This window comes from Enterobacter cloacae complex sp. 397G4 (assembly GCF_050031515.1).
GTDB lineage: Bacteria > Pseudomonadota > Gammaproteobacteria > Enterobacterales > Enterobacteriaceae > Enterobacter > Enterobacter hormaechei_C.
In genome coordinates this window covers 3,460,612-3,480,479 of record NZ_JBLGWE010000001.1, presented here as the reverse complement: position 1 = coordinate 3,480,479, position 19,868 = coordinate 3,460,612, and the positions used below count along the sequence as shown (strand labels likewise).

At 55.8% G+C, this 19,868-nt stretch carries 17 protein-coding genes and 1 pseudogene; 15 read left to right on the top strand and 3 right to left on the bottom strand.

The window, feature by feature from the left end:
- The first annotated feature begins 18 nt into the window (after positions 1-18).
- The 15 genes and pseudogenes from ACQG1Y_RS16630 to ACQG1Y_RS16560 all read left to right on the top strand — a co-directional run bounded on the left by ACQG1Y_RS16630 (position 19) and on the right by ACQG1Y_RS16560 (position 16,960).
- Positions 19-2,397 (top strand): annotated as a pseudogene (locus ACQG1Y_RS16630) (DMSO/selenate family reductase complex A subunit).
- Positions 2,394-3,023, top strand: coding sequence for a DMSO/selenate family reductase complex B subunit (locus ACQG1Y_RS16625; protein ID WP_015572168.1), 630 nt, complete (start codon positions 2,394-2,396; stop codon positions 3,021-3,023). Before ACQG1Y_RS16630 ends, ACQG1Y_RS16625 begins: the two are co-directional and overlap by 4 nt.
- A complete protein-coding gene (locus tag ACQG1Y_RS16620) occupies positions 3,016-3,795 on the top strand; it encodes a dimethyl sulfoxide reductase anchor subunit family protein (protein WP_032103986.1) in 780 nt (259 codons plus the stop codon). Before ACQG1Y_RS16625 ends, ACQG1Y_RS16620 begins: the two co-directional genes overlap by 8 nt.
- A complete protein-coding gene (locus tag ACQG1Y_RS16615; protein ID WP_315748367.1) occupies positions 3,795-4,670 on the top strand; it encodes a 4Fe-4S binding protein in 876 nt (291 codons plus the stop codon). Before ACQG1Y_RS16620 ends, ACQG1Y_RS16615 begins: the two co-directional genes overlap by 1 nt.
- Before the next feature lie 124 nt (positions 4,671-4,794).
- Positions 4,795-5,226 (top strand): nucleoside-diphosphate kinase, encoded by a 432-nt coding sequence (gene ndk / locus ACQG1Y_RS16610; RefSeq protein ID WP_003860625.1) that lies wholly within the window; start codon positions 4,795-4,797, stop codon positions 5,224-5,226.
- Between the two features lie 147 nt (positions 5,227-5,373).
- On the top strand, positions 5,374-6,540 hold the full coding sequence (locus ACQG1Y_RS16605; protein WP_003860623.1) for a bifunctional tRNA (adenosine(37)-C2)-methyltransferase TrmG/ribosomal RNA large subunit methyltransferase RlmN: 1,167 nt from the start codon (positions 5,374-5,376) through the stop codon (positions 6,538-6,540).
- Positions 6,541-6,831: 291 nt separating this feature from the next.
- Positions 6,832-7,842, top strand: a complete 1,011-nt coding sequence (rodZ, locus tag ACQG1Y_RS16600) for a cytoskeleton protein RodZ (protein WP_063138669.1) — start codon at positions 6,832-6,834, stop codon at positions 7,840-7,842.
- A gap of 26 nt (positions 7,843-7,868) precedes the next feature.
- Positions 7,869-8,987: a flavodoxin-dependent (E)-4-hydroxy-3-methylbut-2-enyl-diphosphate synthase gene (gene ispG / locus ACQG1Y_RS16595; protein WP_017383528.1), complete on the top strand. Its 1,119-nt coding sequence runs from the start codon at positions 7,869-7,871 to the stop codon at positions 8,985-8,987.
- Between the two features lie 81 nt (positions 8,988-9,068).
- A complete protein-coding gene (gene hisS / locus ACQG1Y_RS16590) occupies positions 9,069-10,343 on the top strand; it encodes a histidine--tRNA ligase (protein WP_017692928.1) in 1,275 nt (424 codons plus the stop codon).
- A 13-nt stretch (positions 10,344-10,356) separates the two neighbouring features.
- Entirely contained in the window at positions 10,357-10,977 is a 621-nt protein-coding gene (locus ACQG1Y_RS16585; protein ID WP_017383526.1) for a YfgM family protein, read from the top strand.
- Positions 10,978-10,987: 10 nt separating this feature from the next.
- Positions 10,988-12,166, top strand: a complete 1,179-nt coding sequence (bamB, locus tag ACQG1Y_RS16580) for an outer membrane protein assembly factor BamB (RefSeq protein WP_017383525.1) — start codon at positions 10,988-10,990, stop codon at positions 12,164-12,166.
- A gap of 112 nt (positions 12,167-12,278) precedes the next feature.
- Positions 12,279-13,751, top strand: a complete 1,473-nt coding sequence (gene der / locus ACQG1Y_RS16575) for a ribosome biogenesis GTPase Der (protein ID WP_022648998.1) — start codon at positions 12,279-12,281, stop codon at positions 13,749-13,751.
- Between the two features lie 299 nt (positions 13,752-14,050).
- Positions 14,051-15,592, top strand: a complete 1,542-nt coding sequence (locus tag ACQG1Y_RS16570) for a peptide MFS transporter (protein WP_033487450.1) — start codon at positions 14,051-14,053, stop codon at positions 15,590-15,592.
- A 61-nt stretch (positions 15,593-15,653) separates the two neighbouring features.
- Complete coding sequence (locus ACQG1Y_RS16565) at positions 15,654-16,688, top strand: Gfo/Idh/MocA family oxidoreductase (RefSeq protein ID WP_023295138.1); 1,035 nt, start codon at positions 15,654-15,656, stop codon at positions 16,686-16,688.
- Positions 16,689-16,738: 50 nt separating this feature from the next.
- Positions 16,739-16,960: a zinc ribbon domain-containing protein gene (locus ACQG1Y_RS16560; protein WP_017692930.1), complete on the top strand. Its 222-nt coding sequence runs from the start codon at positions 16,739-16,741 to the stop codon at positions 16,958-16,960.
- Here ACQG1Y_RS16560 and ACQG1Y_RS16555 read toward each other — a convergent pair.
- The 3 genes from ACQG1Y_RS16555 to xseA are packed head-to-tail and all read right to left on the bottom strand — an operon-like array spanning position 16,957 to position 19,758.
- Positions 16,957-17,307: a protealysin inhibitor emfourin gene (locus tag ACQG1Y_RS16555; RefSeq protein WP_006811517.1), complete on the bottom strand. Its 351-nt coding sequence runs from the start codon at positions 17,305-17,307 to the stop codon at positions 16,957-16,959. The two genes, ACQG1Y_RS16560 and ACQG1Y_RS16555, sit on opposite strands and share 4 nt — an antisense overlap.
- A complete protein-coding gene (locus tag ACQG1Y_RS16550; protein ID WP_032654468.1) occupies positions 17,308-18,327 on the bottom strand; it encodes a M4 family metallopeptidase in 1,020 nt (339 codons plus the stop codon). It abuts the gene before it with no gap.
- Positions 18,328-18,384: 57 nt separating this feature from the next.
- A complete protein-coding gene (xseA, locus tag ACQG1Y_RS16545) occupies positions 18,385-19,758 on the bottom strand; it encodes an exodeoxyribonuclease VII large subunit (RefSeq protein WP_032654466.1) in 1,374 nt (457 codons plus the stop codon).
- Positions 19,759-19,868: the final 110 nt, after the last annotated feature.

Below are 19,868 nucleotides of genomic sequence, written 5' to 3'. Positions count from 1 at the left end.
TATTTGAAGGAACGAGCAATGAAAAAAAATAAACATCAGGGAGTGGGGTTTATTCCCGCCATATCCCGGCGTCAGTTTATTCAGGCAGGGTCAGCGCTCGCCGCCCTGCCGTTTGTCGTCAAAACCGGCAAAGTACAGGCACAGGGCACGGCGGTATCAGACGCTACGCCTGAAGAAAAAGTGGTGCAAACCTGTAGTACGTTTGACTGCGGCGGGAAGTGTGATATTCGTGCTCACGTCAGTGATGGCGTTGTGACCCGAATTTCAACGCGTCCGGATAACGCGCTGGATCCGCAGATGCCAGTAATGCGCGCCTGCGTTCGTGGTCGGGCTTATCGGAAATTTGTTTATCACCCCGATCGACTGAAATATCCAATGAAACGCGTAGGTAAACGTGGCGAAGGAAAATTCGAGCGTATTACCTGGGATGAAGCCACCACCCTCATTGCGAATCAATTAAAAACTATTACGCAAAAATACGGTGCTGCGTCACGCTATGTTCATGTGGGCACCGCGGTGTCCGGCGGGACCTTTTCTGGCGATAAAATGGTTCGTCGTCTGCTCAACTTAACCGGCGGCTATCTCGAAAGCTATCACTCGGTCAGTATGGGTAACACGGCGGCGGCAACGCCGTATACCTATGGCACCGCCGCCAGCGGCAGCTCTCTGGACACGCTACTGGACACCAAACTGGTCATTCTCTGGGGGCATAACCCGACGGAAACCATCTTCGGGCACAGCAACCACTTCTACCAGAAGATGAAGCAAAACGGCACGCGCTTCATTGTTGTCGACCCACGCTATTCCGATACGGTTTCCTCCCTTGCCGATCAGTGGATCCCGCTGCTTCCCACAACAGACAACGCCCTGATGGACGCGATGATGTATGTGATCGTCACGGAGAATCTGCACGATCGCGACTTTATTCAACGCTACACCCTGGGCTTTGACGAAGACGCCATGCCAGAGGGCGTTCCGGCCAATGAATCCCTGATGGCTTACCTGAGCGGTGCAAAGGATGGCGTGGCGAAAACGCCTGAGTGGGCAGAGAAAATCACCCACGTGCCTGCACAAACTATTCGTCAGCTGGCGCGCGACTACGCAACCACCAAGCCCGCCGCGCTGATTCAGGGCTGGGGACCGCAGCGTCATAACTGCGGCGAGCGCACCGCGCGCGGCTCGACAATACTGGCCACGCTAACGGGTAACGTCGGGGTGAAAGGCGGCTGGGCAGCAGGCTATGGCGGCTGCGCAAACCGCAAATTTGCGGCCGGGCCAGAGATGCCGGAGAACCCGGTCAACGCCAAAATTTCGGTCATGAACTGGGTGCAGGCCGCGGATGATGCTTCTAAGGTAACCGCGGAAGATGGCCTGAAAGACGCTGAGAAGCTGGACAGCAATATCCGCATCCTGTTCTCGCTGGCGGGCAATTATCTGGCTAACCAGAACCCGGACCTTCATCAGGCAACCCGTGTCCTGGAAGACGAGTCGAAAATCGAGTTTATCGTCGCAAGCGATCTGTTTATGACGCCGAGCGCCAGATACGCCGACCTGCTTTTGCCGGAAACCAGCTTCATGGAACGCTGGAATATCGGCGAAACCTGGGGCACGGCAAGCTATCTGATCCTGTCAGAAAAGCTGATTGAACCTGAATTTGAACGCCGTTCAGACTACGACTGGCTGCGGGAGGTCGCTGCTAAGCTTGGCGTCGAGCCAGCGTTCAGCGAGGGCCGTGACGAAAAAGCGTGGATTGAGCACATCTGGGAGCAGACGCGGCTGTCCATGCCGGATGAAAACCTGCCGGACTTCGCGACGCTACAGAAGACGCGTCAGCATCTTTTCAAAAGCGCGCCGTACGTTGCCTTTGAAGACAACATTCGCGATCCGCAGAATCATCCGTTCCCGACGCCGTCCGGTAAAATTGAGATCTTCTCGCAGCGTCTGTACGACATGCAGCACCCGGAAATTCCGGCGCTGTCGCACTACGTGCCTGCCCATGAAGGGCCGGAAGACGAGCTGGCGAAAACCTTCCCGCTCCAGCTGATCACCTGGAAAGGGAAAAACCGCGCTAACTCCACCCAGTACGCCAACCCGTGGTTAATTGAGGCGCAGCAGTAAAAGCTGTGGATCAACCCGCAGGATGCGCAAAAGCGCGGCATTGCGCAGGGGGATACCGTGCGTATTCATAACGCGCGCGGCATTTGTGAGATCCCGGCGGAGGTCACGCCGCGCATCATTCCAGGCGTGGTGGCCATGCAGGCAGGCGCCTGGTGGCAGCCGGACGCGCAGGGTATCGATAAAGGCGGCTGCGCGAACGTGCTCAGTTCCGCCCGTATTACCGCGCTTGCGAAAGGGAATTCCCATCAAACCATGCTGGTGGAGGTAGCTAAAGCATGAGTCAGTTTAAACATTACGCACCGGTGAGCGACAAACAGCTGGGTTTTTATATCGACTCTTCTCGCTGCTCGGGCTGCAAGGCATGCCAGGTGGCGTGCAAAGATAAAAACAACCTTGAGGTCGGACGTCGTTTCCGTCGCGTTTATGAAGTCAACGGCGGGAGTTTTATCCCGACCGGGCAGGGCGGCGTCAGCAACAACGTTTTTGCCTACACGCTCTCTATTTCCTGTAACCACTGCGCAGACCCTGTCTGCACCAAAAACTGTCCAACCACCGCGATGCATAAGCGTCCGGGGGACGGCATTGTGCGCGTTGATACTGATAAGTGCGTCGGCTGCGGCTACTGCGCATGGTCTTGCCCTTACGGCGCGCCACAGCTCAACGAGCAGACCGGGCAGATGTCCAAATGTGATTTCTGCGTGGATCTCCAGGCGAAGGGAGAGCAGCCCGTCTGTGTGGCAACCTGTCCACTCGAAGCGATTAAATTCGGGCCGATTGATGAACTGCGGGCGAAGTATGGTGCGGTCTGTGATGTGAAAGGCTTGCCTGATTCCTCCATCACCAAACCAAACCTGGTGATCAAAGCGCATCAGGGCGCAGAGAAAGAGGGGAAACGTCATGCATGAGTTACCGCTGCTGATTTTTACGCTGTTCCTGCAAGGATCGGTTGGCGTTACGCTGTGGCTGGCGTTCGGAAGCACGCAGCGCAGCGCGCTGCTGCCGGCAGCCGGAGCGTTTGTGCTGGCGAGCCTGGGGCTGCTCGCCTCCGCGCTGCACATGGGCTATCCGCTTAATGCTCTTAACGCGCTGCGCCACGTATCCAGCTCCTGGCTGAGTCGTGAGATTATCTTTGCCAGTCTTTATCTTGCGGCACTTGGCTTCGCAACGCTGCTGATGTTTGTCAAAAAGCCAGGCTGGAAGCCACTGTTGGTTGTGGCAGGTCTGGTTGGTTTAGTCGATGTGTTCTGCATGGCGCAGATCTACATGCACGCATCCGTGGTGACATGGCAGCACGTTAACACGCTGGTGCTGTTTTTCGGTTCGGTGGGGATTATCGGTTCAGCCTGCATGGCCGTTGGGACGCGTTCCCAGACTACCGTGCGTGCGGCGGTTGTCATTATCACGCTGCTGGTGCTTGTGCGTCTGGTGATGCAGCCCGTCTGGCTGGCAGATATTACGGCTATGGACAACACCGTGGTGACGTTCCCTCACGCACCGCTACAGATGCTGGAGCAACTGCGAACCGTGCATCTGCTGAGCTGGTGCGTATCCGTTGCGGGTATGCTGTGCTTTGCTGCGGGCGGTCTGAAAGCGGCGCGATCTCCCATGCTGCTGGGAAGCGCGTTGCTGATTGTCGGTGAGCTGATGCTGCGCTTCGTTTTCTTCAGTATTGGCTGATGGGCGGATTGACCTTTGTCCCGGCGATGGACGTGACGCATGCGTGCGTCCGTCGCCGTTTTCGCCACGCCTCCTGCCTCACCTGCGCGGACGTCTGTCCTGTGCAGACTTTTTCTATTACCGACTCAGGCGTCTCGGTTGATGACAGCCGCTGTATTGAATGCGGTGACTGCCTGTTCGTCTGCCCCGCTGAGGCCATCACCGGCATCACGCCGCGAAAACGCTTTCTGTGTGGCGATACGCTTGTTGGGCCGTTTACTGACCGTGCGCCAGGAGTGAATGAGCTTCTGCTGTGGCACGCGCAGCACCACGTTCGTTTTATCAGTATCGACGCGGAGCAGAATCCTGACTGGTTGCTGGCGATTGCCCGGCTGAATCTGGCGCTTCGTCGACGCGGTGAAGCGGCGTGGGCGTTTAAACATATACCCGTCAACGAGGTTAATACCGCCCGGCGTGCGCTGATGCACGTTCCCCGTGAGGATGTCCGGGCCTGTAGCGTCGTGCCCGGTCAGCGTGAACTGCGCAGGGCGTTTTCTGCGTTTAGCGAGGCAGAGATAACTCTCGATGCCAAATCCTGCATACTGTGCGGCGCGTGCTGGCGAAGTTGTACGGAAAACGCGATTCGGTTTGAGAACGCTGAACTGATCGTGGAAACCGGACGCTGTACGGGGTGCGGCGGCTGCGAAGCAGTATGCCAGCATGCGGCGGTAAACGTGACGCAAACAGAAGGAACAACGAAAAGCGTGACCATACCGGCATATGAAGCCGTTTGCCTGACGTGCCACCGTCATTTCTGGTCATTTACGTCTGATGAAAAGCAGTGTCCGCTCTGTTTTCATCATCAACACGGTATGCGAAATACGAGCTGTTGCTAATCTTCGTCTCATTTTAAAAAAATGTTATGCATAACCATAGGCAATGGCGCTATTGCTCTTTATAATCCGCGCCACACCATACTCAGGTATGCAAAAACAACAGAACATTTTACAGAGGTTATCAATGGCTATTGAACGTACTTTTTCCATCATCAAACCAAACGCGGTGGCAAAAAACGTTATTGGCAGCATCTTCGCTCGCTTTGAATCAGCAGGGTTTAAGATCGTTGGCACCAAAATGCTGCACCTGACCGTTGAGCAGGCTCGCGGTTTCTACGCTGAGCACGAAGGTCGCCCATTCTTTGATGGTCTGGTCGAGTTCATGACCTCTGGCCCAATCGTGGTATCCGTACTGGAAGGTGAAAACGCGGTACAGCGTCACCGCGATCTGCTGGGTGCAACCAACCCGGACAACGCGCTGGCAGGTACTCTGCGCGCCGACTACGCAGACAGCTTCACCGAGAACGGCACCCACGGTTCCGACTCTGTTGAATCTGCTGCGCGCGAAATCGCGTTCTTCTTCGCTGAAGGCGAAGTGTGCCCGCGCACTCGCTAATAATTTCGTAAATGCCGCGTGCAAACGTGGCATCCCTGCGCCAGACTTTGTACAATGCAACGCCCCGGACGAGCAGACTGCTTACCGGGGCGTTTCTTTTCAACCCACCAAGGGCCACAACGTGTAACAACGAGGCCGGAAAAAATTATGTCTGAATTAGTGAATACCTCCGAAGTCGCCATTCCTGCGGTTCCCAATAAAAATGGAAAAATTAACCTGCTGGACCTGAACCGTCAGCAGATGCGCGAGTTCTTTAAAGAGATGGGCGAGAAGCCATTTCGTGCCGATCAGGTCATGAAATGGATGTACCACTATTGCAGCGACAACTTTGATGACATGACGGACATCAACAAAGTGCTGCGCAATAAGCTTAAAGAAGTGGCGGAAATCCGCGCACCGGAAGTGGTGGAAGAGCAGCGCTCTTCAGATGGCACCATCAAGTGGGCCATTGCCGTTGGCGATCAGCGCGTTGAAACCGTGTATATCCCGGAAGACGATCGCGCCACGCTGTGCGTCTCTTCTCAGGTGGGCTGTGCGCTGGAGTGCAAATTCTGCTCTACGGCGCAGCAGGGCTTTAACCGTAACCTGCGCGTGTCGGAAATCATCGGCCAGGTCTGGCGTGCCGCGAAAATCGTGGGCGCGGCGAAAGTCACTGGTACACGTCCAATCACCAACGTGGTGATGATGGGGATGGGTGAACCGCTGCTCAACCTGACCAACGTCGTTCCGGCGATGGAAATCATGCTCGACGATTTCGGTTTTGGTCTGTCCAAGCGCCGCGTTACGCTCTCTACTTCCGGCGTTGTGCCTGCGCTGGACAAACTGGGCGACATGATTGACGTTGCGCTGGCCATCTCCCTTCACGCGCCAAACGACGCCATCCGTGACGAAATTGTGCCGATCAACAAAAAGTACAATATCGAAACCTTCCTGGCTGGCGTGCGCCGTTACCTGGAGAAATCCAATGCGAACCAGGGCCGCGTGACCATTGAATACGTGATGCTGGATCATGTTAACGACGGTACCGAACATGCACATGAGCTGGCTGAACTGCTGAAAGATACGCCATGTAAGATCAACCTGATCCCATGGAACCCGTTCCCGGGCGCGCCGTATGGCCGTAGCTCGAACAGCCGTATCGATCGCTTCTCAAAAGTGCTGATGGAGTATGGTTTCACCACCATCGTTCGTAAAACGCGTGGCGATGATATCGACGCAGCCTGTGGTCAGCTGGCGGGTGACGTTATTGACCGTACCAAACGTACGCTGCGTAAGCGCATGCAGGGTGAGTCAATCGCGGTCAAAACCGTTTGATTATTATGCAGACACGGCGCGTTTTTTGCGCCGTGAAGCATTAATTTACTGAATATTCAGTCACAATCCTTATGACTGATTAATAATTACGGTGCGTTTCATACGACTTTCGGGCAGTATGTAACGACGTAACAACAGTTTAGCGTGAAGGCCTGCCAGCGCTGTCATCTGCGGCCCGACAGTCTTATACTGTTTGTTCCAGGTTAACTGACCTAAAGTTTCGCGGTGCGGGTGGCATTGTGACTCACCGGCACCTGAACCCTTATTTTCACGTACCAGTAGTTGTAGCGAATGAATACTGAAGCCACTCACGATCAAAATGCAGCACTCTCCACTGGCGTTCGTCTTCGCAACGCCCGTGAACAACTCGGACTCAGCCAGCAAGCCGTTGCAGAACGCCTGTGCCTGAAGGTTTCCACCGTTCGCGATATTGAAGAAGATAAGGCACCCGCCGATCTGGCTTCAACATTTCTGCGCGGTTATATCCGTTCTTACGCCAAACTGGTTCATATCCCTGAAGACGAATTACTGCCGATGATGGAGAAGCAGGCGCCTGTGCGTGCGGCAAAAGTTGCGCCGATGCAGAGCTTCTCTCTGGGTAAACGTCGTAAAAAACGCGATGGCTGGCTGATGAGCTTTACCTGGCTGGTCCTGTTCGTGGTTGTCGGCCTGACGGGCGCATGGTGGTGGCAAAACCACAAAGCGCAGCAGGAAGAGATCACGACGATGGCCGATCAGTCCTCCGCTGAGCTCAATCAGTCTGGTAATAACGGCGCGCAAAGCGTGCCGCTGAGCACCGAAGGAGCTGCGACCTCCAGCGAACCTCAGGCGGCAGCAAGCAGCACGCCTGCAACCGAGCCAGCGACGACGCCAGAAGCGACGGCGAATACCGCTCCAGCCACCCAGGCCCAGGATCAAAACGCGGTCGTATCACCTTCACAGGCCAATGTTGATACCGCCCCTGCGGCAACGGCACCGGCAGATAACACCGCGGCCTCACTGCCAACTGACCCGGCGGGTACGGCGGCACCTGCCGTTGACCCGAATGCGCTGGTGATGAATTTCACGGCGGATTGCTGGCTGGAAGTGACTGATGCGACAGGTAAAAAGCTGTTCAGCGGCCTGCAACGTAAAGATGGCATGTTAAATCTAACGGGCCAGGCACCTTACAAGCTTAAAATCGGCGCACCGGCAGCGGTACAGATCCAGTATCAAGGAAAACCTGTCGATCTGAGCCGCTTTATCAGAACTAACCAGGTTGCGCGTCTTACCGTTAATGCCGAACAATCAGCAGCACAGTAACAGACGGGCAATGCGGGAGATTTTACATGCATAACCAGGCTCCTATTCAACGTAGAAAATCGAAACGGATTTACGTTGGGAACGTGCCAGTCGGCGATGGGGCGCCTATCGCCGTCCAGTCGATGACCAATACGCGTACTACGGATGTAGAAGCGACGGTCAATCAAATCAAAGCATTAGAACGCGTAGGCGCGGACATTGTTCGCGTCTCTGTACCGACCATGGATGCCGCCGAGGCGTTCAAACTGATCAAGCAGCAGGTGAGCGTTCCGCTGGTTGCCGATATTCACTTCGATTACCGTATCGCGCTGAAAGTCGCTGAATATGGTGTCGATTGCCTGCGTATTAACCCAGGCAACATCGGCAACGAAGAGCGCATTCGCATGGTGGTTGACTGCGCCCGCGACAAAAACATTCCAATCCGTATCGGCGTGAACGCTGGCTCTCTGGAAAAAGATCTCCAGGAAAAGTACGGTGAGCCGACGCCGCAGGCGCTGCTCGAATCCGCAATGCGTCACGTCGATCATCTGGATCGCCTTAACTTCGATCAGTTTAAAGTGAGCGTGAAAGCGTCTGACGTCTTCCTGGCCGTTGAATCGTATCGTCTGCTGGCAAAACAGATCGATCAGCCGCTCCACCTTGGGATCACCGAGGCGGGCGGTCTGCGAAGCGGTTCGGTAAAATCGGCGATTGGTCTCGGCCTGCTGCTCTCTGAAGGCATCGGCGACACGTTACGCGTCTCCCTGGCCGCCGATCCGGTGGAAGAGATCAAAGTCGGTTTCGACATCCTGAAATCACTGCGTATCCGCGCGCGTGGGATCAACTTCATTGCCTGCCCAACCTGTTCACGTCAGGAGTTTGACGTGATCGGCACCGTGAATGCTCTGGAGCAGCGCCTGGAAGACATCATTACCCCGATGGACGTTTCCATCATCGGCTGCGTGGTGAACGGTCCGGGTGAAGCGCTGGTGTCCACGCTGGGCGTGACCGGCGGTAACAAGAAAAGTGGTCTCTATGAAGATGGCGTTCGTAAAGATCGTCTGGATAATAGTGATATGATCGACCAGCTCGAAGCCCGGATTCGCGCGAAAGCGACGATGATGGACGAAGCGAAGCGCATCAGCGTTCAGCAGGTTGAAAAATAACGTGATGGGAAGCAGGCTGCTTCCCATGTATGATTGAACCCATTCTTTGGGTTCTTTTTTGTATATAGAAAGAGAATAAACGTGGCAAAAAACATTCAAGCCATCCGCGGCATGAACGATTATCTGCCTGGCGAAACCGCCATCTGGCAGCGCATTGAAGGCACACTGAAGCAGGTGCTCGGCAGCTACGGTTACAGCGAAATTCGTTTGCCGATTGTAGAGCAGACCCCGTTATTCAAACGCGCGATCGGCGAAGTAACCGACGTGGTTGAAAAAGAGATGTATACCTTTGAGGACCGCAACGGCGACAGCCTGACCCTGCGTCCTGAGGGGACGGCGGGTTGCGTACGCGCCGGCATCGAACATGGTCTCCTGTACAATCAGGAGCAGCGCCTGTGGTATATCGGCCCGATGTTCCGCCACGAACGTCCGCAAAAAGGCCGCTACCGTCAGTTCAACCAGCTTGGCGTGGAAGTGTTTGGTCTGCAAGGGCCAGATATCGATGCCGAACTGATTATGCTGACTGCCCGCTGGTGGCGTGCGCTCGGTATTTCTCAGCACGTATCCCTGGAGCTGAACTCTATCGGTTCTCTGGAAGCGCGTGCGAACTATCGCGATGCGCTGGTGGCGTTCCTGGAACAGCACAAAGAGAAGCTCGACGAAGACTGTAAGCGTCGTATGTACAGCAACCCGCTGCGCGTACTCGATTCCAAAAATCCTGACGTACAGGCGCTGCTGAACGATGCGCCAGCGCTGGGTGACTACCTGGATGAGGATTCCCGCGAACACTTTGCTGGCCTGTGCAAGCTGCTTGAAGCGGCGGGCATTGCTTATACCGTTAACCAGCGTCTGGTGCGCGGTCTGGACTACTACAACCGCACCGTATTTGAGTGGGTCACCACCAGCCTCGGTTCGCAGGGCACCGTCTGTGCCGGTGGTCGTTATGACGGTCTGGTCGAGCAACTGGGTGGTCGCGCAGCACCGGCAGTAGGCTTCGCGATGGGCCTTGAGCGACTTGTTTTGCTGGTTCAGGCAGTTAATCCGGAATTTAAAGCCGATCCTGTTGTCGATATATACCTGGTGGCCTCAGGTGCGGATACGCAGTCTGCGGCGATGCAGCTTGCCGAACGCGTGCGCGATGCGCTGCCGGGCGTTAAGCTGATGACCAACCACGGCGGCGGCAACTTTAAAAAACAGTTTGCTCGTGCCGATAAGTGGGGCGCAAGTATCGCACTGGTGCTGGGTGAGTCCGAAGTGGCCAACGGCGAAGTGGTAGTCAAAGACCTGCGCTCTGGTGAGCAAACTACGGTAACGCAGGATGGCGTTGCGGCGCACTTGCGCACTCTATTGGGCTAAGGAGAAGGACTGCGTGGAAATTTACGAGAACGAACACGACCAGGTTGATGCGGTTAAGCGCTTCTTTGCTGAAAACGGCAAGGCACTGGTTGTAGGGGTTATTTTAGGTGTTGGTGCGCTGGTAGGCTGGCGTTACTGGAACAATCATCAGGCTGACTCTGCTCGCGGTTCGTCCCTGAACTACGAAAATACCGTTAGCGCAATTCGTGCCGATCAGCCGCAAACGTTGACGGCTGCGGAGAAATTTGCCGCTGACAACAAAAACACCTACGGCGCGCTGGCTGCGCTGGAAGTGGCTCAGCAGTATGTTGATAAAAACGAACTGGACAAAGCCGCTGCGCAACTGTCTCAGGGGCTTGCTGCTGCCAGTGACGAAAATCTGAAAGCGGTGATCAATCTGCGTCTGGCGCGTATCCAGGTTCAGCAGAAAAAAGCCGACGACGCGCTGAAAACGCTTGATACCATCAAAGGCGAAGGCTTTGCCGCTATTGTTGCCGATCTTCGCGGTGAAGCACTGCTGAGTAAAGGTGATAAAGCGGGCGCGCGTAAAGCGTGGCAAGCTGGCGTGGATAGTAAAGCTTCACCTGCGCTGAGCGAAATGATGCAGATGAAAATAAATAATTTGTCCGTCTGAGAGGGACCCAATGCAATTGCGTAAATTACTTCTGCCAGGACTGCTTTCTGTTACGTTATTGAGTGGTTGTTCACTGTTCAGTGGCGAAGAAGACGTTGTTAAAATGTCCCCGCTGCCGACGGTTGAAAACCAGTTCACCCCATCCACCGCCTGGGACACCTCTGTGGGAGATGGTATTGGCGATTTTTATTCCAACCTGCACCCGGCATTTGCTGACGGCGTTGTCTATGCGGCCGATCGCAAAGGCACCGTTAAAGCGCTGAACGCTGATGACGGAAAAGAAGTGTGGTCCATTAACCTGGCGGAAAAAGACGGCTGGTTCTCCCGTAAACCTGCACTGCTTTCTGGCGGCCTGACCGTTGCTGGCGGTCACGTGTATGTGGGTAGCGAAAAAGCGCAGGTTTACGCGCTGAATGCCAGCGACGGTTCGGTTGCATGGCAGACCACCGTTGCCGGTGAATCCTTGTCGCGTCCGGTTGTCAGCGACGGCCTGGTGCTGATCCATACCAGCAACGGCCAGTTGCAGGCGCTGAACGAAGCCGATGGTCTGGTAAAATGGACGGTTAACCTGGATATGCCAGCGCTGTCTCTGCGTGGTGAATCTGCTCCGGCGACCGCCTTTGGCGCCGCCATTGTGGGCGGTGACAACGGCCGTGTCAGCGCGGTACTGATGCAGCAGGGCCAGATGATCTGGCAGCAGCGTATTTCCCAGGCGACCGGTTCAACTGAAATTGACCGTCTGAGTGACGTGGACACCACGCCAGTTATCGTCGACGGTGTGGTTTACGCGCTGGCGTACAACGGCAACCTGACGGCGCTGGACCTGCGTAGCGGCCAGATCATGTGGAAACGTGAGCTGGGTTCCGTGAACGATTTCATCGTCGACGGCAACCGTATTTATATGGTGGATCAGAACGACCGTCTGCTGGCGCTGAGCACCGAAGGTGGCGTGACGCTGTGGACGCAGAGCGATCTGCTGCACCGTCTGCTGACCGCACCAGCACTGTATAACGGCAGCCTGGTGGTGGGCGACAGCGAAGGCTATATGCACTGGATCGATCCAGAGAATGGTCGCTTCGTGGCACAGCAGAAAGTGGATAGCTCAGGCTTCCTGACGGAGCCCGTTGTGGCTGACGGCAAACTGCTGATTCAGGCAAAAGACGGCACGCTGTACGCGATCACGCGTTAATTACACGGCGGTTGTAGTATACTAAACGGCTCCTGTTCACTCAGGAGCCGTTTTGACATTTTTAAAAACGCTGCGAAAGCGACGTTATTTTGAATTTTATGAGGCTTCAAACATGGTACCTGTGGTCGCGCTTGTCGGGCGCCCTAACGTTGGAAAATCCACTCTTTTTAACCGTTTAACACGCACCCGTGATGCGCTGGTTGCGGATTTCCCGGGGCTGACGCGTGACCGTAAGTACGGTCGTGCAGAGGTGGAAGGACGCGAGTTCATCTGTATCGATACCGGGGGTATTGACGGTACGGAAGACGGCGTAGAAACCCGCATGGCAGAGCAATCTCTGCTGGCTATCGAAGAAGCGGATGTGGTTCTGTTTATGGTGGATGCTCGCGCTGGCCTGATGCCCGCGGATTCTGCTATTGCTAAACATCTGCGTTCACGCGAAAAGCCAACCTTCCTGGTGGCGAACAAAACTGACGGCATCGATGCCGATCAGGCTGTTGCGGATTTCTGGTCTTTAGGCCTGGGCGATATTTATCCTATCGCGGCCTCGCATGGTCGTGGCGTCACCAGCCTGCTGGAAACCGTTCTGCTGCCGTGGGTGGATGAAGTGAACCCGCCGGAAGAGGTGGACGAGGACGCTGAATACTGGGCGCAGTTTGAAGCCGGAGAGGAAGGCGAGGAAGAGCCGGAAGACGACTTCAACCCGCAGGATCTGCCTATCAAGCTGGCTATCGTGGGTCGCCCAAACGTAGGTAAGTCTACGCTTACTAACCGTATTCTCGGTGAAGAGCGCGTGGTGGTTTACGACATGCCAGGCACAACGCGTGACAGCATTTACATTCCAATGCAGCGCGATGAACGTGAGTACGTACTTATCGACACCGCAGGGGTGCGTAAGCGCGGGAAAATCACCGATGTGGTAGAAAAATTCTCGGTGATCAAAACTCTTCAGGCGATTGAAGACGCCAACGTGGTGCTGCTGGTCATCGACGCACGTGAAGGTATCTCCGATCAGGATCTCTCTCTGCTTGGCTTTATCCTCAATAGTGGGCGCTCACTGGTTATCGTCGTCAACAAGTGGGACGGCCTGAGCAATGAAGTGCGCGAGCAGGTGAAAGAGACGCTGGACTTCCGTCTGGGCTTTATCGACTTTGCCCGCGTTCACTTCATTTCTGCCCTGCACGGGAGTGGTGTTGGCAACCTGTTCGAATCCGTTCGTGAAGCCTATGACAGCTCTACCCGCCGTCAGAGCACGGCGATGCTGACCCGTATCATGAACATGGCTGCTGAAGACCACCAACCGCCGCTGGTGCGCGGTCGTCGCGTGAAGCTGAAATATGCTCACGCCGGGGGGTATAACCCGCCTATCGTGGTGATCCACGGTAACCAGGTGAAGGATCTGCCGGACTCCTACAAACGCTACCTGATGAACTACTTCCGCAAGTCGCTGGACGTGATGGGTACGCCTATCCGTATTCAGTTCAAGGAAGGGGAGAACCCGTTTGCGAATAAACGCAACACCCTGACGCCGAACCAGATGCGTAAGCGTAAGCGTTTGATTAAGCACATTAAGAAAAGCAAATAATTCTTACCGAACTCACTAAAACCCGCGCCTGTCGCGGGTTTTTTTCGCCCATTCAAAAGGCCTGCCTTCCCTGTGTGATGTCAATCACTATTCGCTTTTAACCATGTTTATATCTAAGAAAGTAGACAATCATCGAATTTTCGTCTTAAAGTCCAGGGTTCGGTACTAGACAAAACTAGCGCCTGGTTATCAAATGGTTAACCAACATTTCGCCGCATGTAAAAAATCGATCGGATACGTAACCGTTCGGCGTACATGCTGGTGTTTACAAGCACGACACATACCTTTTCGGGAGAATTATGCAATCCTCTGTTAATCAAAAAGAGAGCCGAACCTTCTTCGGCCATCCTTATCCGCTCGGTTCGCTGTTCTTCACCGAGATGTGGGAGCGTTTTTCGTTTTACGGTATTCGCCCGCTACTGATTCTGTTTATGGCCGCCACCGTCTATGACGGCGGAATGGGCCTGGCGCGTGAAAACGCCTCGGCGATTGTCGGCATCTTTGCCGGCACCATGTACCTCGCTGCGCTGCCGGGCGGCTGGCTGGCGGATAACTGGCTCGGCCAGCAGCGGGCCGTCTGGTACGGTTCGATTTTGATTGCGCTCGGGCACCTGTCGATCGCCCTGTCGGCCATCATGGGCGACAACCTGTTCTTCATCGGCCTGATGTTTATCGTGCTCGGCTCCGGCCTGTTCAAGACCTGTATCTCGGTCATGGTCGGCACCCTGTATAAAAAAGGCGATGCGCGTCGTGACGGCGGTTTCTCGCTGTTCTATATGGGCATCAACATGGGCTCGTTCATTGCCCCTCTGATTTCCGGCTGGCTGATTAAAACCCACGGCTGGCACTGGGGCTTTGGTATCGGTGGTATCGGGATGCTGGTCGCCCTGATTATCTTCCGCGTGTTTGCCGTTCCGGCCATGAAGTGCTACGACAGTGAAGTCGGTCTGGACTCCACCTGGAACAGTCCGGTAGTGAAACGTAACGGCGTGGGTGCCTGGCTGCTGGCGCTGGCTGTGGGTGTTGCAATCATCGTAACGTTGATTGCCCAGGGCGTGATTGTGATTAATCCGGTCGCGGTCGCCAGCGTGCTGGTGTATGTGATTGCCGCCTCCGTCGCGCTCTACTTCATCTATCTGTTCATCTTCGCCGGGCTGAATCGCAAAGAGCGCGCAAGGCTGCTGGTGTGCTTTATTCTGCTGGTCTCCGCCGCGTTCTTCTGGTCCGCGTTCGAGCAGAAGCCAACCTCCTTCAACCTGTTCGCCAACGACTACACTAACCGCATGATCGGTGATTTTGAGATCCCGGCGGTGTGGTTCCAGTCGATCAATGCCCTGTTCATCATTCTGCTGGCCCCGGTATTTAGCTGGGCATGGCCGAAGCTGGCGAGCAAAAACATTCGTCCGAGCAGCATCACCAAGTTCGTGATCGGCATTCTGTGCGCGGCGGCGGGCTTTGGCCTGATGATGCTGGCGGCGCAGAACGTGCTGAGCAACGGTGGGGCAGGGGTTTCTCCGTTCTGGCTGGTGGGCAGTATCCTGATGCTGACGCTCGGGGAACTGTGCCTGAGTCCGATTGGTCTTGCGACCATGACCCTGCTGGCGCCGGAGAGAATGCGCGGCCAGATGATGGGCCTGTGGTTCTGCGCCAGTGCGCTGGGTAACCTGGCTGCGGGGCTGATTGGTGGTCACGTGAAGGCCGACCAGCTGGATATGCTGCCAGACCTCTTTGCCCGTTGCTCCATTGCGCTGCTGATTTGTGCTGCGGTGCTGATCGTCCTCATTGTTCCGGTGCGCCGCATGCTGGAAAATGCGCAGACTAAACCGGCCGCTAACGCCTGATAAACCTCGACCTTGCCGGGGTGGCGTTATGCCCCGGCAATTGACTTAACGAGGTAAGAACATGCTGTTAGGGTTTGTTGGGCTTGGTGCTGTGGTTGAAACGGCTTACTTACCGGCAATACGAAATCTTTTTCCTGATACTCCGCGCTGTTTAGGTTTTGATATTCATCCCGAGAAGCAGCCTGAAGGGGTCACACGTTGCGCGTCGCTCGGTGAACTTCTTTCCCACCCGCTGGATACCCTGTTTATCACCACTTCCTCCCTGTACCATCTCGAGGTGCTTGAGCAGGCGCTGGCCTCACCCGCGTCGCGTATTGTGGTAGAAAAACCGATTGTCGCCACGCTGCCCCAAATTGAAAAACTGAAAGCGCTGCTGGCTCAACCGGGAGCCGCCGACCGCGTGCTGGCGCTCGATCACTGGATGGCGCGTCTCGATAGCGTAAAGCAATCACTGGTCGCTCATGTTTCTGACATCGTCAAAATCGAAGGTTTTTTGCAGGAGCCAAGCGGGTATAACGCCGAAGGAGAGCCCATTGCGCTCAACTTCGCCACCGGCGAGCCAGACGCGCGAACGCTTCGCCATCCAGATGGTGTGATTCTGGATATCGGTACGCACGTGCTGGCGATGCTGCGTGAAACGGTGCGTTACCTGGGCGGCAGTGACGATATGACGTTGCAGGTGGTGACAGCAAAAGACCGCCTGGGCCGCGAAATCGCAACGGGCGATCTGACCACGGCGGAAGGCGAGGCGCATTTGCAGGGAAGCATCAGCGGCGTGCCGGTGGACATCTGGCTTAACAAATACGCGGGGCCTGCGGGCGGGCAAAAGGGATTACGCTTCCATTTGCGCGACGGGCGCATCGTCAGCCACGACCGACGCGGCGCAGAAGATGTGCTGGAGCTGATTAAGGGTAAAGAAATTCAGCGCTGGCATATTCCCGGTACGATCTACGAGCATTGCCTTGCGGAGCATATTCTGGGAGCAAAAAGTCTCTTTGAACGGGATCCGCACCAGGTGAGCCGCACGACGCGCCGCAGGGTCGAGGAGGTGACGCTGCTGCTGACCTTACAGCAACAGTTGCGTGGCCCGCACTGAACGCGACGTGGTAAAATTATCGCAGACCTGAACGCTTTGAAGGAGTCACCATGACGATTACCTGCCCGGATTGCCAGACACCGCTGGAGCCCCTGAACGGGGTAGCGCACTGCGAAAATTGTAATAAAGATATCGCGCTCGAAGCCCGCTGCCCGGAGTGTCATCAGCCACTCCAGGTACTAAAAGCCTGTGGTGCGGTGGACTATTTTTGCCAGAACGGCCACGGTCTTATCTCTAAAAAACGCGTGGAGTTTGTTCGGGCTGAAGGTTAATCGCACACGCAGCCTTCACCTTTCTGCCACAGTTCCACCAGCGACTCGGGTGCTTCCTGCTCGGGTACCAGCACGATGATATCGGCGTAGTGCGCCTGATTTTGGCCGGTCCAGATAATCTGGATGCGGAAATAGCGCTGGTCACCGCTGCCGGGGGAAGAGGCTTGCCCGGGCGGCTGGCCGCGCGGGAAAGCCTGCTCAAGAATGCTCACCAGGCGCTGGCGCTGGGCCTCATTAAGCGAGGAGAGCGCAATGGTGCGCTGGCCGCTCAGCTTAGGGATAAAGGCGACGCCGCCTTCCCGGGCCAGCTCAACCACGGCGTCATCCGTCAGTTCCGGAACCTGCATTTACAGCACTCCTACCTGTTCCCAGGCTTGTTTAATGGCCGCCCCAACGTCGCTACCGGATCGTTTCTCGCCGTGCGCGATCGTCAGTTTTGCAAAGGCGTCAAAATCCGCATCCTGCGCCAGGTTGCGATCGCAAACTGTGTCGTACCAGGCATAACCCGCTTTTTCCCAGGCGTAGCCACCGATCGCCGTTGCGGCCAGGTAAAACGCGCGGTTGGGGATGCCGGAGTTAAGATGCACGCCGCCGTTATCCTCGCGCGTTTTGATGAAGTCTTTCATGTGCGCGGGCTGCGGGTCTTTGCCGAGCAGCGGATCGTCGTAGGCGGTACCGGGTTCAGACATGGAACGTAGCCCTTTGCCGTTAATCCCCGCTGCCAGCAGCCCTTCACCAATCAGCCAGTCTGCTTTATCGGCGGTTTGCTTCAGATGATATTGCTTCACCAGCGAGCCAAACACGTCTGACAGCGACTCGTTTAGCGCGCCCGACTGTTCAAAATAAATCAGCCCGGCTTCGGTCTCGGTCACGCCGTGGCTCAGCTCATGCGCCACCACGTCGATGGCAATGGTGAAGCGGTTGAAGATTTCTCCGTCACCGTCGCCAAAGACCATCTGCTGGCCGTTCCAGAAGGCGTTCTGATATTCCCGACCATAATGCACGGTGCCGGTGAGGATCAGTCCTTTGTTATCGAGTGAATCGCGCTGATATTCTTTCCAGAAGAAATCATGGGTGATACCCAGATAATCGTACGCTTCATCCACCGCCACATCGCCGTTCGACGGCTGGCCTTCGTAACGCACCTGCGTACCCGGCAGCTCCTGGGTTTGCTTCGCGTCGTAAATATCGCGCTCCAGCTGTCCGGCTTTATTCACGTGCGGCGCGGCGGGTTTGCCCGGCATATGGGCCATCAGCGTCTGGACGTGGGTTAAGGTCTGACGGGCGCAGCGCTGCTGCGGCTCAGAACCGCTTTCGATAATACGGCGAAGAATATACGGAGGGATGACGCTATGAAAATGGGGCATGCTGCTCTCCTTATTAAAAAAGGCAATAGCAGCAGTATAGTTGTAACCGGCGAAGATTTATCCGCTTTTACGCTGGCGCGTTTTTTTCACCGGTTTGATCTCTTTGACCTCACTCTCGACCCAGCCGTCAGAAAGCCGGGTGGTGAGCACATCCCCGGCTTTAACCTGTTTCGTTTGTTTCAGCACTTTGCCGTCCGTCGCGGTGGTCACACTATAGCCGCGAGCCAGCGTGGAGAGCGGGCTGACGGCTTCCAGATGGGTGACCGCATTGCCGAAACGCTCGCGCGTGGTGCTCAGGCGTGAGCGGATATTTTCCGCGAGGCGGAACTCAAGCTGCTGGATACGCGTTTGTGCGCGATAAATCTTCGGCTGCGGGTTTTGCTGGTTCAGACGCTGCGTTACGCGCTGCTGGCGAGATACCGCCCGCTTAAGCTGGTTATCCAGCGCGAAGTTCATCCGCTGACGCAGACGTTCCAGCACGGTTTGTTGACGCGCCAGACGCAATTGCGGATGCTGCTGTTGCAGACGATGGTGAAGCTGGGTAAAGCGGCGGGTACGGTTGGCGAGGAAGTAGTCCATCGCCATCTCCAGGCGCTGCTGCCCGTTCTGGATCTGACGCAGCAGCTCCAGCTGGTTACGGCTGACTACCTCTGCCGCCGCGGACGGCGTGGGCGCGCGTAAATCCGCGACAAAATCGGCAATCGTCACATCCGTTTCGTGACCGACGGCGCTTACCACCGGGATAAGGCTGGCAAAGATTGCCCGCGCCACGCGCTCGTCGTTAAAGCTCCAAAGGTCTTCCAGCGAGCCGCCGCCGCGCCCAACGATTAATACATCACACTCCTGACGGGCATTTGCCAGTTCAATCGCGCGCACGATCTGCCCCGGCGCATCGTCACCCTGAACGGCAGTTGGGTAAATAATGACGGGCAGGGAAGGGTCACGGCGCTTCAGGACGTGCAAAATATCGTGCAGGGCCGCACCGGTTTTCGAGGTAATGACCCCAACGCAGTGAGCGGGTGAGGGCAGGGGCTTTTTAAACTGCTGGTCGAACAATCCCTCAGCCGAAAGCATGGCTTTGAGCTGCTCGTACTTCTGTTGCAGCAAGCCTTCACCGGCGGGCTGCATGCTCTCGACGATAATCTGATAATCGCCGCGCGGCTCATACAGGGTAATGTTGGCGCGAACCAGAACCTGCTGGCCATGCTGAGGGCGGAACGTCACGCGACGGTTGCTGTTGCGGAACATCGCGCAGCGCACCTGAGCGGTGTCGTCTTTCAGCGTAAAGTACCAGTGACCGGAAGCAGGCTGCGTGAAGTTAGAGATTTCACCGCTGATCCAGACCTGACCCATTTCCTGCTCAAGCAGCAAACGCACCGTCTGATTAAGGCGGCTGACAGTATAAATTGAGGGGGATTGAGAGGATAACATGTGAGCGGGATCAAATTCTAAATCAGCAAGTTATTCAGTCGATAGTAACCTGCTGAGAGGTGAGCGCAAGCATTTTTTTCAAAAAAGTGTGGATGCAATCGGTTACGCTC